The sequence below is a fragment of the Bartonella sp. AA18HLJMS genome (genome assembly GCF_042197245.1).
Classification (GTDB): domain Bacteria; phylum Pseudomonadota; class Alphaproteobacteria; order Rhizobiales; family Rhizobiaceae; genus Bartonella.
On the sequence record NZ_JBHIRP010000001.1, the window covers coordinates 77,202 to 91,898 of the forward strand.

Below are 14,697 nucleotides of genomic sequence, written 5' to 3' on the forward strand. Positions count from 1 at the left end.
CCTTAAGGACAAAGTTTCTTAACCAGCGCCAATCTATAAACAATCTAACTTTTCGACAAATTCCTCTTCCTCATTTTCTTTCTTCATAGATAATAAACTGATTAATCATCATAATCTAGCATTATTCATTATTAAATTAGAATCTTGAATATGGTAAGATTTCTCATTTCAAATTTCTCTCATGTTGAAGCAATCAAATCACTTGCTTGTCAATCACAAGCGGAGCTGATCTGTGGGTAAAAACTGTACAAAAAGAGCGAGACACTGTCTCAAGCACCAAAGGATATACCAACATTGGAATCTGGCAAGATGTGTAAGGGCAGGGCTTGCTTTTTTATTAAGCGTAAAGATCATAGTGCCGTTTATACACTACACCGAAACTTTACCATTTACCCCCTTCTACAAAACCATTGGAACATTCAAAAACACCGTCATAAAATGGATGCCACAAATATTGAAAAATATTCCTTTTAAAAAAAGCATGAACTAAAACCATCATCTCCATTCTGTAAAAGGCATTCCAAATACTTTTGAAAGCTGTAAAACTAACTTAAAAAATAACAATAAAAATGAACGTTAGCATTGCCCCTTTCAATTTCATATTTTTCCCAAATGAGGTTTCTTATTTCAGAGATTACGAGATATACGCAATATTCTTATTCCAATCGAACACAAAAAATCTAGAACGATTCATAGAACTCTTAAAAGTCTCAATCTCTATTTTAAACAGACCGCTAAAGATTGGATATTCTCAGCAGGAATTGTCCAGTTATCATCTTCAATCTGATCTTCACGAATATGACGCAAAGGATTAGTACGAACGCCTATCAGGACAAGCAAACGCAAAGCCAGTTATGTTATGTTTTACAGAGTAACTGATAAAAGGCAGTGACTTCTTTCCAATCCATGGCTAGTCTATTAATAGTTTTATGACGTTGCTTACCTTAAGAGCGCGCGTGCTTTTATCGTTGCTTGTAAATCAACATCCACACCCAATGCAACCGCATGTTTGAGACAAAGATTAAGACGCTTCAGTGCTTTATCTGCTGTTGCAGCTTTTGTATGCCAAATAGAGGCAAGGGTATTGCGTATCTCTGTTTGCGTAATCTCTGAAACAGGCAGACAGCCTAATTTGGGGAAAATATAAAGGTGTAAGGGTGAAAACCAATCACAAGCCTCACCATCATTTTTTAATTCAGCTTTACGGCTTTCAAAAGCATCCAACACGATATCTTTTAAATAATGGAGATTGCGCATTGCCTCACGCTTTTGTTTCTCACGTTCTTTAATGGGATCACGCCCCTCACGTAAAACAGCCCACCATCCAGTTGCCAATTCACGGGCTTGTTTTAAAAAAACATCTCGCAAGGCACCCAAGCCCATTTCACGGCGCCGACCATGAATGGTATAACGATAAAGCCATTGAGCACCACCATCTTTACGTTTATGAAGAAGCAAGCCGGCACCATCATTATATTTGCTAGCCCCCAATGTTGCGACAACCCTTGGCTCTTAAGACTCTTCATAAGAACCATTTTTAGTTCTTTCTTATACAAATTTTATCCACACACTCATCCCACTTGTGACGTGCAAACGAGTGGTTTTGATTGATTCTAGATAGAGAGATTTGAAATGAGTGAATTATATATATAAATCAATATGTTGTCTAATTATGAACAGATAACAAAAAATCATAAACTTAGGTAAGCAACACCATAAAATCATTCATAAACCAGCTATGAACTGGAGAGTCGTACCGGCTTTGATAAAATACTTTGCTCACCCCCACACATAACATATTTGGTTTTAAGTTTACTTATTTTTACAAGCTGTTCGCAACAAATCCCTTATATTCACAAAAATAAGAAAAATATATAGACAATTCTTAGTTCAAAAACATGAAAATACAGCGTGATATTCATAGAAAAGTCTCATATACCTTTATCATAAAAAGCACTAAAGGTTATTGAATGTGTACACCTTCTGTCTTGTAACGGTTTTCTCTTTTCTGCTCATAAGAAAGCACGCTGGCATCAGCATACACTTAACCCCAATGTTACAACAATTCTTACATTTGAAAATATTCATTATAAACATTTTTCCTTTTTTATAGAGTTTTCACCCACATGCCAGCCCCACTTGTGACCGAAAAGCAAGTGATTGTCATTGATTCAACATGGGGGAAAATTTGAAATGAGAAAATCCTACGATAGACCTTCCATTCAAGGCGCAAAACAACAAATGATCTTTATAAATCAATGTGATGTCGATCTCTATTTTTTTAAGGAGAATCACATGTCACAATATAAGCCTATAGACAAACCATTGCCTTAAATATTCTCATAAAAAACACCGGTATGCTTAAAGCCTTACATGGATCAACCGCCTTAAACGACGATATTTTACGGTCTAATAGGATTCTCTCTACAGTCAATAAAGATTAAGTGCGATACAAAATGATTTTATTACTGAGCTAACTTATATCAATACCCAAGCTCTTAACGAAGTCATCATAAAAGACACTGATACAAGCAATCCCTTATAGCCTCTCAAGAAAACAAGAAAATCATCTCCCACAATAGAATCATTTCTCTACAGCAAAACTTTATCCCACACATGTTCTCAAGAAAAAGTGAAAAACGCATCTTACCCAATGCATTCACTAATGAAATAAAAGAAGTTCACCACTGGAAAAGAAAGAAAACGCTAAAGTTTTATAACCTCTAAAACGGAACATCCACGATACATTCCCTATTCCACATCGATAGAAGACGACGCAAGGGAACCTCAACATTCATCTTAAAGCGAAAATGCACGCCCCAAGCGTGCATTGATCGATGAAATAAAAGAAGTTGACCTCTGGAAAAGAAAGAAAACGCTCAGTCTTTAACCACTAAAACGGAACGCCCACGATACATTCCCGTTTTCAAATCAATGTGATGAGGACGACGTAATTCACCAGAATTTTTATCTTCGATATAAGTCGGCGCCTTCAGAGCATCAGCCGAACGGCGCATGCCCCTCTTCGCTGGAGAGGTTTTTCGTTTAGGTACAGCCATAAAAAGACACTCCAAATCCATTAAAACAGAAAAAGCAATGTCAAAAATGACAATGCTTCATTTAAAACACCATAAAATTTGAGGATATTATACACTGATAAAAAAGAAGAGGCAATGTCAAAATGATCCCCCTCTTACCAAAAATGACCTTCCTGTTATCAAAAATGGTGTCACAATAATCAAATGAATATCAAAAACACTGCAAAATTTAAGAATTTTATACACCAATGAAAGCTTTTTTATAAGCCCTTCATTCAATTTTTATTTGGTTTAAAAAGGGATTTGCGCATACAGTAGAGATACAGATAAAAAGAGAAGTTGATTTTTAATAAAAAACGACGCCAATTTATGAAAACAAGAAAAAGCGACAACCTTTCTCTTTAAACTTCATAATTTCATTTTTGTAAAAACAAAGGAAGCAAGAATGCACGAATTTACCACCCTTCTTGCAAAACATGGACATACCGTTGAAAAGCGGCTTGATACCCTGTTAAGTGATCAAATCCAAAATGGTGAAATTTCACGCCCTAAAAATTTAATCAAAGCCATGCGCTATGGTGTGCTGAACGGTGGAAAACGCTTGCGTCCTTTTCTTGTAATTCAAAGTGCTGCACTTTTTGATGTCCCTGTAGAACATTCTCTTGATGTTGCGTGTGCCTTAGAATGTATCCATTGTTATTCGCTCATTCATGATGATCTTCCCGCTATGGATAACGATATACTCCGGCGTGGAAAACCCACCGTCCATATAGCATTTGATGAAGCAACAGCAATTCTAGCAGGCAATGCCCTCTTAACATTTGCCTTTGAAATCATTGCCCATAAAGCTAGTAATCTATCTACAGATATTAGAATCAAGCTGATCACATCTCTTGCACAATCGGCAGGACTTGGCGGTATGTTAGGTGGACAAATGCTGGACCTTGAAGCTGAAAAAAGACCGCAAGAAAGTACTGACATCATCACTCTACAACACATGAAAACAGCAGCCCTGATAAGCTTTGCTTGCCAAGCAGGTGCCATCATTGGCAATGCATCTAAAGAATTAACTGAAAAACTTACTGATTTTGGTACCTATCTTGGTTTAGCTTTTCAATTAACCGATGACCTTCTTGATGTCACCGCCAACACGCAAACCCTAGGAAAAACGGCTGGGAAAGATGAAACGGCACAAAAAGCCACTTTTGTTCACCTTTACGGCATTAAAGAAACCCAAAAAAAGCGAGATACACTCATCAGTAAAGCAGAAGCATTCTTACATCCTTTTGGCGCTAAAGCACTCCCCCTCCAACAAGCAGCACACTTTAGTGCAATACGCCAAAATTAAACTTCATCCACCCTATTGTACATAGTGTACACCGTCATATTTATTGAATGCATAATAGACTTTTCCAAGAAACATTACCATTAATCTCCATTATAGTCCTTATCATGAAATGGGTGCGACAAATCTTAAGAGGAATTTCATTAAAACAAGCCGCGTAAATTTATAACACAAATGCATTCTAGGTATCCTATTTTGCATGAAAAATGCCTTCCATTAAAGACTAAAAGAAACAAAATGTAAAACAATGCGTAATCACCATGTTTTAAAAGATATTACAGTGGATGCTTTAAAGCAGAATAAAAAACAACCGGAAAGAGGAAAACTCGTTTTCTCCTTTATGTCTTTAATCTTCTAACGATAAGGCAAAAATAAACAGAATAAGTATACAACAAGGCATTTTATAAACCCGCAAAAAACAATAAAAATGCCGATTGGCTTTGTAGCCTTATCAAAGTCATCTGTTGTTTATTGCCAACCCTAGGAGTACACTGCCCTCAGTAAAGAGTCGTAATTTTTATGCCTTTCCACGCTATCTTGTTGTAAAAGATCAAATATGGTTACATTCTGTAAATTCAGTCGTGTATTGCTTGCTCTCTAAAAACACTTTTACAAAAGTGCTGATTGTTTAGTTTAAGCATCATTTTTTTGAAACTCGTATTTAAAATATCAGAAAAAAATGAACATAATGGCTATTTTGATTTTTATGCCACCCTCAAAGAACAAAATCTTTTAACCTAATCTACTCTGTAAACAGTCTAGTGTCCTACCGAGTAGGTTTCTCTCGTTTTCCACGCATGCGATTCACTTAAACTAAAGACGCGATAAACAAGACTTAAGAATATTCACCATGCACTTCTTAAAATACTTAATGTATCAAACAGGATACCTTCACTACCCTTCAAATGACGGTATGTTACGGCATAACAGGATAAATAAAGTCATCAATTTCAATAACACGAAAGACAAAAAAAAATATTATTACCGATCTCTCTTTTCTTAGCAAGAAAGATATAAAACATTTGATTTATAATGATAATTCATGTTTTTCAACTTGAATAAGAACCCTAAATACCGTAAGATTCTTTCATTTCAAATCTGTGTATGTTAAATCAATCAAAATCACTTGCTTGCACCTCACAAGCGGGAAAAGCCGTGTGGAGCAAAACATCAAAGAAAGAACTAAAAAATGCCTCTTATGAACCGGCTTAAAAGCCATGGGCTGTCCACAACATTAGGAGCTAGCAAAGTGAATAATTGTGTCGGCACGCTCCTTCAAAAGCAGAAACATTTTTATTTACAAAAGTGTGTAATAACTTCAATTTAATAATAATCATGGTCACTATACAACTTTAATTCATCACGCTCTTTATCTCGTTGATTCAATTCATCACATAAAAAGAGAATTGATAAGATTAAACAGAGAATGATCATTGCAACAGAAAGATAAAAAAAGTCCTTATTATTATATATAAAAGCGCAATCTAATTTGTGATAAGTCGTTTTTTCAACCCAAGTGCAAATTTCCTCCTTTAAGTGCAATTTTCTTATTAAGATGAAAAGCATCATTGTAAATGAACCTATACCTGTTGCCAAAGCTGGAAAATATGTCCACCTTTTGAAGCCATAATGAACAAATATGCAACATGGATAAGAAAATGCCGCGATTATTAAGACTATTATAGCCATTTAATATCCTTCGAGAGAACTTTGCTCGTTAAATGTCATTTGTAAATTCCTCTTGGTTTCATCATGTCATATATCGTGTTTAGCTCTATGCAAAAACGCGCTATTTGTTTAACATTTTCATCATCACCGGTCCTCATACTCGACACGAGATCAATCATTTGTGTTTTGAAACTCATGCCATTTTCACTTGAAGAATTAAGAAACTTTTTCGCGTAATAAATCATGGGGTCGGTAGAATTCATAGACATATTATAAGCCCAGATAAAATCGCTTTCTCTCCAATTATAGTCATAACGCAAACTGCTTATGACATTGAGTAACATATCTGCTGATATCCATTCATTATAATCACCGCGTAATAAATTAACAAAGCGTCCACATAAAACAATCAGTATGTGACGATGCCGTATAATGTCAAACTTTGGTACGATATTCTGATAGCCACGGCTATAGACGAAATTTCTTGCTTGTTCCTGCTTTTGAAAATGTTCAAAAGCCTCGTATTTTTCACTTATATATTCTTCGTAAAGTTTATTATACTGCTCTAGACTATCTACGCGCGTACATCCCAACAACACAGATACAAAAAAAGAGTTATAAATGTTACAACACGCGTTATGGATAACGATTTCATCGCTTTACCTTTTAATGACCATAATTTGTACGGCTTAACAGATTCCTATCAAATATATCAATATATGCTGTTTTCTTGTGGCTTATTTATAGCAAATTGTACTCAACAATATTTCTGTACTTGGTTTTATTCCCTCTCAACGAGGGGAGATATCATTCAAAGTTTCCATAGATAAGTTTATTATCTGGATAAGAGTATTTTCTAACATCAGAAAATACAGAGCTAACGCCACAATCAAAGAGAAAATACTCAAAAATGAGAATGTACAACGTAAAAAAATTATCTCAACAAGATGATTGATATTTTAAAGGAGGCAATGGTAAAATCCGCTAAATATACCAACAATAAAATAGATCATCAAAATATCAAAATCGATCATACGGGAATTCTTATGCGGACAGGCTATAAATTGTCCGACTGCTTAAATTAGCTCTAATGAGATAAAGGGTTAGCAGCAAGGAACCAATGAAAATGGGGAAAACTGCTTCATCACCATTCCTTAATAAGCATATAATCTGGCACAATCATTTTCTTTATCAGCGTCCAATCTTATCAGCAACTCTTTGTGCAATATTCATGAGCAGCATTTTTATTTCCCTTTTAACGATTATTATGCCACGCCCACTTATAACGTACAAGCAGATGACTTTGATTGCTTCAACATACATAGATTTTAAATAAGAATAACTGAGACTATTCAGCTTTCTCATTCAACATGCAAAAACAACGATGCGCCTTAATAAATCAGAGCCTTGCCCCACTATGAAACCCTATAAAATACGTATCGTAATAAGTTAATATTTTCACTGAACTTTTTTGAGAGTTCCTTCTAAAAAAAATACCGCCAACAAGTAAATCAATAAATAAATAGCAAAAATATAAACGAGTGAGAAAAAGCCAAATATATTGACCATATACGCACTCATGTAAAAAAATACCAATAAGCTAAATCTCCCAACGGTTGACAAGAAAGATTCATATGTAGCCCTGAAATGATCACTAATACTATCGTGCAAGATAACTTCTACACGAAGATATGTATACTTAATGAGATAAAAAATCATACAGACTAAAATGACAGCCATTTCTTTTCTTGGTTCAAAGAAAGCGACTGTAGAAATCAGTAAAGCCGAAAGAAACAACAGTAAAATAAAATTCACTCTTTCACTTAGTTTTGTAAAGAGAAAACTAGCCAAGAGCTGAGAGAGCAATATCAATGAAAATGTCACACCAAGATCAAAATAAGTGACATTAATATTATGATCTTTAAATATCCACTGCCAATACTGCGAGAATATATTGAAAAAAATCAATGAAAAATAAAAGCATAAAGAGATATAAGGAACTTTAATAAAAATAGATAACATCTCCTTAGCTTCACAAATGAGAGAATTCGCTTTATTTGGTTTTTTCTCCCCCTTCAAGTCATCAAGAAAAAACAAACCAAATAGTGTTGTCATCAACATTAAAAACGCCGCGATATACCATATATATTGGCTCGAATAATCAGCAAAATAAGCACCGATCAAACTGAATATAAACATGCCGATGTAATTATATTGAGAGCTGGAACCAAGCACTTTTTTAGTGGATGTCAATTTTTCTTTTGCATATTGAACAAGTAAAGCATTATAGGCTCCAGCAATTAATGTCAGCGATAAGGCATTAAAAGTTTCTGCCAAAAGAAAACCATAAAAGCTTGTAGAAAATCCCATGAGAAAGAGCCATGTGGCAGCAAAAGCCGCTGCCAAAACGATCGATATTTTATAACTTTTTCGATCAGCAAAATATCCCAGAGGAATATCGGTAACCATCATAATAAAAGCCTGAAACGACTTAATGACACCTATATCAATAAGCGTTAAGCCTTTTTCAAGCATATAAAAGACAATAAAGGCGCCAGTTAAAATCCTTATACCGTTAAATAAAAAGCCAAACGCTAATATACTTGTCATGCACTCCCCCAATAACGCCAAAAAAGGCACCCGTATACATCATTTTATATCAATATAAAAGCTTACATTTTACGACAAATAGGACTATAATCGCTATAAGGATTTCCCATCCTATCAATTTGATACCCCAAAAAATGCTGGGAAAATGCCTGAAAAATCAATAAACAATGTTCTTTCTATAATTTGATATTTGAAGAATCCGTTAAATATTTTACTGTCTCAAGAGCAGCCAAAAAACCAGCAACAACATTTACGGATCTATTTAAAGTATTCATATCGTTTTGCTTAATAGTCTTAACACACTCAAACTCATTAATATCCTTCATAAGCTTCTGATTCTAAAACAGGCATATCATCTGGTTTTACCTAAAATAATAAGCAACCAACAACAGTATTGACCATAGCTAAAGCAGCATACAACAGCACCATCTTCACATTGAAGACAGCTTGTTTTTAAAAAAAACGACACACCCTTTTTACTTCAACCTTATGCGATTTTTACCTCAACCTTGCCCAAAGCGTGTATGAATATAATCACTCAAAAGCGCTTCAAATTCTTCAGCAATGTGATCACCCCGTAAAATTTTTACCTTTTGTCCCTCAATAAAAACAGGTGCCGCAGGACTTTCCCCCACTCCAGGCAAAGAGATTCCAATATCCGCATGCTTTGACTCCCCCGGTCCATTGACGATACATCCCATCACAGCAACCTTCAAGCTTTCAACGCCAGGGTATTTTTCACGCCAAACAGGCATATTTTTGTATAAATCTGCTTCAATTTTTTGTGCCAATTGTTGAAAGACCGTTGAGGTTGTGCGCCCACAACCAGGACAAGCCGCAACAACAGGCAAAAATTGCCGAAACCCCATCACTTGCAAAAGTTCTTGCCCCACCTTTACTTCTCGTGTCCGATCACCACCAGGTTTTGGTGTTAAGGAAATTCGTATCGTATCACCAATCCCTTGCTGTAATAAAATACCCAAAGCCACCGAAGAAGCAACAATGCCCTTTGTTCCCATCCCAGCTTCCGTTAATCCCAAATGAAGAGCATAATCACAACGCGCCGCCAAGGTGGTATAAACAGCAATAAGATCTTGGACATCACTCACTTTAGCAGAAAGAATAATTTTATCACGTCCCAATCCCATCTCTTCAGCCCAAAGAGCCGATTGCAGAGCAGACTGCACAACAGTTTCCCGCATCACTTCAGCAACCGATAAAGGATTTTCTTGCTGTGCATTTTCATTCATAAGCCGTGTTAACAACGCATTATCAAGAGAGCCCCAATTCACGCCAATGCGAATAGGTTTATGATACCGACAAGCAATCTCAATAATTTCTGCAAATTGACGATCTTTTTTTGCGCCAAAACCAACATTTCCAGGATTGATGCGATATTTTGCAAGCGCCTCAGCACACGCAGGATGCTCTGATAAAAGCTTATGGCCAATATAATGAAAATCCCCCACCAATGGGATAAAAAATCCTAACCTCTCCAATCGCTCCCGTATTTTTGGTACAGCTGCCGCCGCTTCATCGCGATCAACAGTAATTCGAACCAATTGTGAACCCGCTTGCCAAAGAGCAGCTACTTGAGAAACAGTTGCATCAACATCAGCGGTATCTGTATTGGTCATTGACTGTACAACTATCGGGCTCTGCCCCCCAATAATCACATCACCAACAGCAACACCAACAGATCGACGACGCTCAAGTGGTTTAGATAAAAAATAGGTCGTACTCATCAAGTCCTCAAATTTTTAAAACCTGCGCTATCAATCATTATTTACATTGACTTCCTCCGCGCTTCAAAGGACGAAAATTACACCGCCCACCAATCTTAACAGATTGCTCTCAAAAGGTTCTACCTACTAACACTGATGCAATACAATTCATAGGTAGATTCATTCTATAAACGCACCGGATAAGTTCTACTACTTCTGTTCAAGTTTATACTTCTACACTTGGTTGCTTCAAAAAGAAACTGAAACAAAACAGAGACAATACTGTATTTTTAAGTTGCATGCCGATACCTTAATCAACGTCACCACAAAACAATGTTTTACAACACAACAGATAACGCCTATCAAAGCGCAATTTTTAAAAATGCATGAAAGACATCGCCAAATTAATCCAACATATTGATTTATAATAATCTATTTTTTACAAATTTGAATAGCAACCCCAAATATCGTAAGATTTCCTCATTTTAAATCTTCTTAATTGAATCAATCAATACCACTCCCTACAGCCACAAGAGAATAGATAGATAAAAACTCCTTATAAACTATTTCAAGTGCCAAAAGCTATCCCAACACTTTAAACAAACAAAAAAATGAAGACATCGCCCACCATCTTTATGAATGAATCTTACACCATTTTGTAAAAATTTTTACCTTACATCCTTAACAAACACCATCACGAAATGAACTCAAGTACATTAAGAAATGCCTCATTAAACCCAAACTTTTAATTCTTATCTCACCCACGCGCGACATTATCAATGCAACCTTTCAATGTTCAAGCCGTTATAGCAAAACCCCAAACACAATTCCAACTGTCACGCAACAATTTAACACATGAAGGAGTCAATAAATGTGTCTATTTTCACCCCATAGAAAAAATGCTAAAATTAAAAAACGTATAGCACTCTTAAAAAGAGAGCTGGTCCCCGTAAATCATTGGAGTTTTCAAAATGATAGCTTTGAAAACATTTCTGAGCTGTTTAACACATGGAAACAAAAAGGCCGTCACGCACTTTATCACCTCAACGAACATGCTACAGAATTAAAGAAAAAAGCGAAAGAAAATCCTAAAAAAACCCTCGCATTAGCAGCAGGAGTCGTTTTAGTAAGCTTCTTACTGATCCGTAAAAATTAATAACACAACCAATAACCTTCCCTTTTAATGCCCGCCTCAAAACGGGCATTTTTATGGTTTACAAAATATAAACTTTACGTCTTCCTCCTAACTTTACGCCCTCTCCCAAAAGGATAAGTTTCCCATCCGACCCAGTCTATAATCCAGTTTTTTATCTGGCATCCCCCCCTACCCCCATCTTCCAAACATGCGGTGACACCACACCTCAAAGGACAGTGTTGTGCAAAACCACAGGCAAAGCTTCCAATACTCCCCCCCTACTGAGTTAGTTCAAAAGAAATGGAAGTGAGTAAAGATGCATGCGCTTTAATATTCTAAGGAACATTATTTTACATCATGACATAAAAGTATAAGAAGCCTAAGAGCTTTAAAACATGTAGTATAGCAAACCAAACGAAATCTTCCAATGTAAACAACCACTTGCTATAAGTAAATGACGCAAAAATTAAACTGAAAAAACCCAAAATTTCATCCTCCAGAATCGACTCGCTGCGAAGTATCTACATAGGTAACCACGGACATGCCAGGAATGAGTTTTTCAATTCCTTCCTGCCCAGGATCTAAAGCAATCCGTACTGAAATACGTTGCGCAATTTTGATAAAATTACCAATTGTCGTATCCGTTTTTAACAATGAAAACTCTGAGCCTGTAGCAGGTGCAAAACGAACCACACGCCCTGTTAACTTTTTGTTGTTCAATGCATCAACAGAAAAAACAACCGGTTGTCCCACACGCATCTGAGAAAGTTGCGTTTCCTTATAATTAGCAATAATCCAAATATCATCAGAAATAACAGAGACCAATTGTGTCCCCGGCATAACATATTGCCCTACCCGCGCTCCAACTAATCCAATATAGCCTGTTCGAGGAGATAAAATCTTTGTGTGATCGAGATTAAGTTTTGCCAACTCAACACTCACCTTCGCTCCCGCAATTTCTGACTGTAAACTTTGCCGTTCAAGATCCAATTGTTTTTGCAATTGGCGTTTTGTTTCGAGAGCTGTCAAGAGTTGTGAAAGAGGACGAGAAACAGAACTTGCCGCATCACCAAAACCTAACTTTTTACTATCTGGAACAACATTGGAAAATGCTCGTGAACGCGCCAATTCCACCTCTGCTGTATTAATTTCGCCCTGCAAAAGCTGTGCTTGTAATTCAATACTTGCCAGTTTTGCATTTTTTGAATCGAGAACAGCCTGTGCCCGTGCAAGCTGCTGCCGAAAAAGAGAATCATCGAGCTCAAAAAGCAGCATTCCCTTTTCAACACGTTGATAATCTTGCACATAAATCCGTGCAATCACCCCAGAGATCTGTGAACTAACCAGAGTAACATTGCCCTTAATAGAAGCATTATCCGTTATTTGAATGTTACTCACAAAAGGAGGAAGCCTCCAAGCCCACAAAATCAGCAAAACACCCGTAATGCCCGATAGGAATGCAACAATCGTAGCTTTTGACCGTAATTTTTTTATCATTTTTTTGCACCCCTCTTTCTATGACATTACTCTACTTTTCTAATGCACGCAAAGAGCATGACTTAACAATCATTGTGACAAGAAAAATAACGAATACAACCATTGAAATATAAAAATAAAGCCGAAAAACGTCATCATAAGCAAAAATATTTGCTGTTAACTTAAATTTCTCTATCAACATAGAAGTACCCTGCTCACTTCTCAAGCCATTGAGAACAGAAACACCATAAGAAGGCGAAAATAAAGTATTCATCTCACCAGAAATAAGCGGATCAGTAATAATAATATTTTGTGTTAAGGACTCAAAGTTCTTATGGGCAAAATAAAACTGAAGGCTGCCAAAAAAAGCCGACCCCATCAATCCCCCTGTCACTTGCGTTAGCAAAAAAACAGCAATAAAACTTAAAACGTAACGCGGTCCTCGCTCACCAGCGATCACAAACCCTTTGAAAAGAGCCGGAGGCAAAAAAAGTGCATAACTAAAACTCACCAACCCTTGGCTCAACATCATATCTTGTGGGCGCGTTAAATGGTTTACATGACTATCTAAATAAGCTCCTAACGCCAAACAACCCAAAGACAACAAATAAAAATAATCCTCACGCCCCGCCCGTAAAAAAAAGACACAAACAGCCCCCCCTAACAGAATCCCTAATGTCACCGCAAGATACATGGGCGCCATCTCACGATTGAGCAAACCAAAAAGATTAAAAAACCCTACGGGCAAATTTGACCGCTCCAATAAAAAAACATGAAAAATAAATAAAATAAAAACAGATTGGACCATTTCTTTACTGAAAATCCAACGGAGATCAATCAACGGTTTTTCTCTATTAAGCTCAATAATAATAGCAATAGCCAACGAGAAAATAGCAAGTGCGAGCCCCCAACCAATCCATGGTGCTTCATACCACCAATACAATATGCCAACAGACATGATCACAGCATTTAATCCAAGACCAAGAGCAATCAAACCATAGCTTATCCAATCTAATTTTTGAATAACCTTACTACGCACAACAGGAGTAAGAGGCAAAGTATAGATACAGACCAAGCTGATAAGAACCAACCCCATTTCCAGAGCGGAAAGACTGGAAAAACCACCATTTTCCAGCAAATCAGGAGAAATCAAACGTGATAAAGGTGCCGCTAAAGCCGCATTCATATAATTCAAACTAAGACCAACAGTAAACTTCTTTGCTGGAGCAAAAGCCTCCATCATATAAAGCAGTGCAAGCGAAGCCAAAGGAGCAGCAGCAATCCCAGCAAAAAAGCGAATAATCAATGCAGAACGCAAATCCGTAACAAAGAGCTGCAACACGCAAACCAAAACAAAGCCAAGAATTGATAATTCAGCAAAAGCGCGCAGCCCAAATTGATAGCGGATTTTGATCAACATAATCGCTACACTCACATTTGGCGCCATATAAGCCGCTACCAGCCATGTCGTCTCGGCCAAAGTTGCATGAAAATCACCCGTAAGATGGACAATGTTAGACTGAACAATATTAGCCCCTAAACCATAAGCCCATTGCAAAATAAGAGAAGCAAAAATATAAACAAAGCACTTTGGCAAAGGTCCCGCAAAGACACGACCAGGACGAGGAAAAGGTTTTGCACTCCTTTTAGCAGACACAACCGTACTCTTTTTTCCGCTCATGTCATCTTTTCCTGTATACT

Annotated in this window: 9 protein-coding genes and 1 pseudogene; 2 read left to right on the top strand and 8 right to left on the bottom strand. The window is 36.7% G+C overall.

The genetic code is table 11. The annotated features are described in order from the left end of the window. Positions 1-741: 741 nt before the first annotated feature. Both ACFINW_RS00365 and rpmF read right to left on the bottom strand, forming a co-directional pair. A pseudogene (locus ACFINW_RS00365) lies at positions 742-1,491 on the bottom strand (tyrosine-type recombinase/integrase); the annotation flags it as partial. A 1,388-nt stretch (positions 1,492-2,879) separates the two neighbouring features. Further along, the gene (rpmF, locus tag ACFINW_RS00370) at positions 2,880-3,059 is read right to left on the bottom strand and encodes a 50S ribosomal protein L32 (protein ID WP_005774555.1); all 180 of its coding nucleotides are present in this window, start codon (positions 3,057-3,059) and stop codon (positions 2,880-2,882) included. Positions 3,060-3,483: 424 nt separating this feature from the next. Between rpmF and ACFINW_RS00375 the strand changes: the two genes are divergently transcribed. Next, positions 3,484-4,386 (top strand): polyprenyl synthetase family protein, encoded by a 903-nt coding sequence (locus ACFINW_RS00375; protein WP_375621012.1) that lies wholly within the window; start codon positions 3,484-3,486, stop codon positions 4,384-4,386. Between the two features lie 1,320 nt (positions 4,387-5,706). Here ACFINW_RS00375 and ACFINW_RS00380 read toward each other — a convergent pair. The 4 genes from ACFINW_RS00380 to ispG form a co-directional block, all read right to left on the bottom strand. After that, a complete protein-coding gene (locus tag ACFINW_RS00380) occupies positions 5,707-6,072 on the bottom strand; it encodes a hypothetical protein (protein WP_375673634.1) in 366 nt (121 codons plus the stop codon). A 35-nt stretch (positions 6,073-6,107) separates the two neighbouring features. Next, positions 6,108-6,647 carry a hypothetical protein gene (locus ACFINW_RS00385; protein ID WP_375673636.1) on the bottom strand — a complete coding sequence of 180 codons (540 nt, stop codon included), beginning with the start codon at positions 6,645-6,647 and terminating at the stop codon, positions 6,108-6,110. A gap of 862 nt (positions 6,648-7,509) precedes the next feature. Further along, positions 7,510-8,661 carry an MFS transporter gene (locus ACFINW_RS00390; protein ID WP_375621014.1) on the bottom strand — a complete coding sequence of 384 codons (1,152 nt, stop codon included), beginning with the start codon at positions 8,659-8,661 and terminating at the stop codon, positions 7,510-7,512. A 503-nt stretch (positions 8,662-9,164) separates the two neighbouring features. Further along, a complete protein-coding gene (gene ispG, locus ACFINW_RS00395; protein WP_375621015.1) occupies positions 9,165-10,406 on the bottom strand; it encodes a flavodoxin-dependent (E)-4-hydroxy-3-methylbut-2-enyl-diphosphate synthase in 1,242 nt (413 codons plus the stop codon). An 850-nt stretch (positions 10,407-11,256) separates the two neighbouring features. Here ispG and ACFINW_RS00400 point away from each other — a divergent pair. Continuing rightward, a complete protein-coding gene (locus tag ACFINW_RS00400) occupies positions 11,257-11,541 on the top strand; it encodes a hypothetical protein (protein WP_375673637.1) in 285 nt (94 codons plus the stop codon). A 468-nt stretch (positions 11,542-12,009) separates the two neighbouring features. On the opposite strand, the gene ACFINW_RS00405 is transcribed toward ACFINW_RS00400, so the two are convergent. Both ACFINW_RS00405 and ACFINW_RS00410 read right to left on the bottom strand, forming a co-directional pair. Then, a complete protein-coding gene (locus ACFINW_RS00405; RefSeq protein ID WP_375611727.1) occupies positions 12,010-13,017 on the bottom strand; it encodes an HlyD family secretion protein in 1,008 nt (335 codons plus the stop codon). A gap of 31 nt (positions 13,018-13,048) precedes the next feature. Further along, the gene (locus ACFINW_RS00410) at positions 13,049-14,677 is read right to left on the bottom strand and encodes an MFS transporter (RefSeq protein ID WP_375673639.1); all 1,629 of its coding nucleotides are present in this window, start codon (positions 14,675-14,677) and stop codon (positions 13,049-13,051) included. Positions 14,678-14,697: the final 20 nt, after the last annotated feature.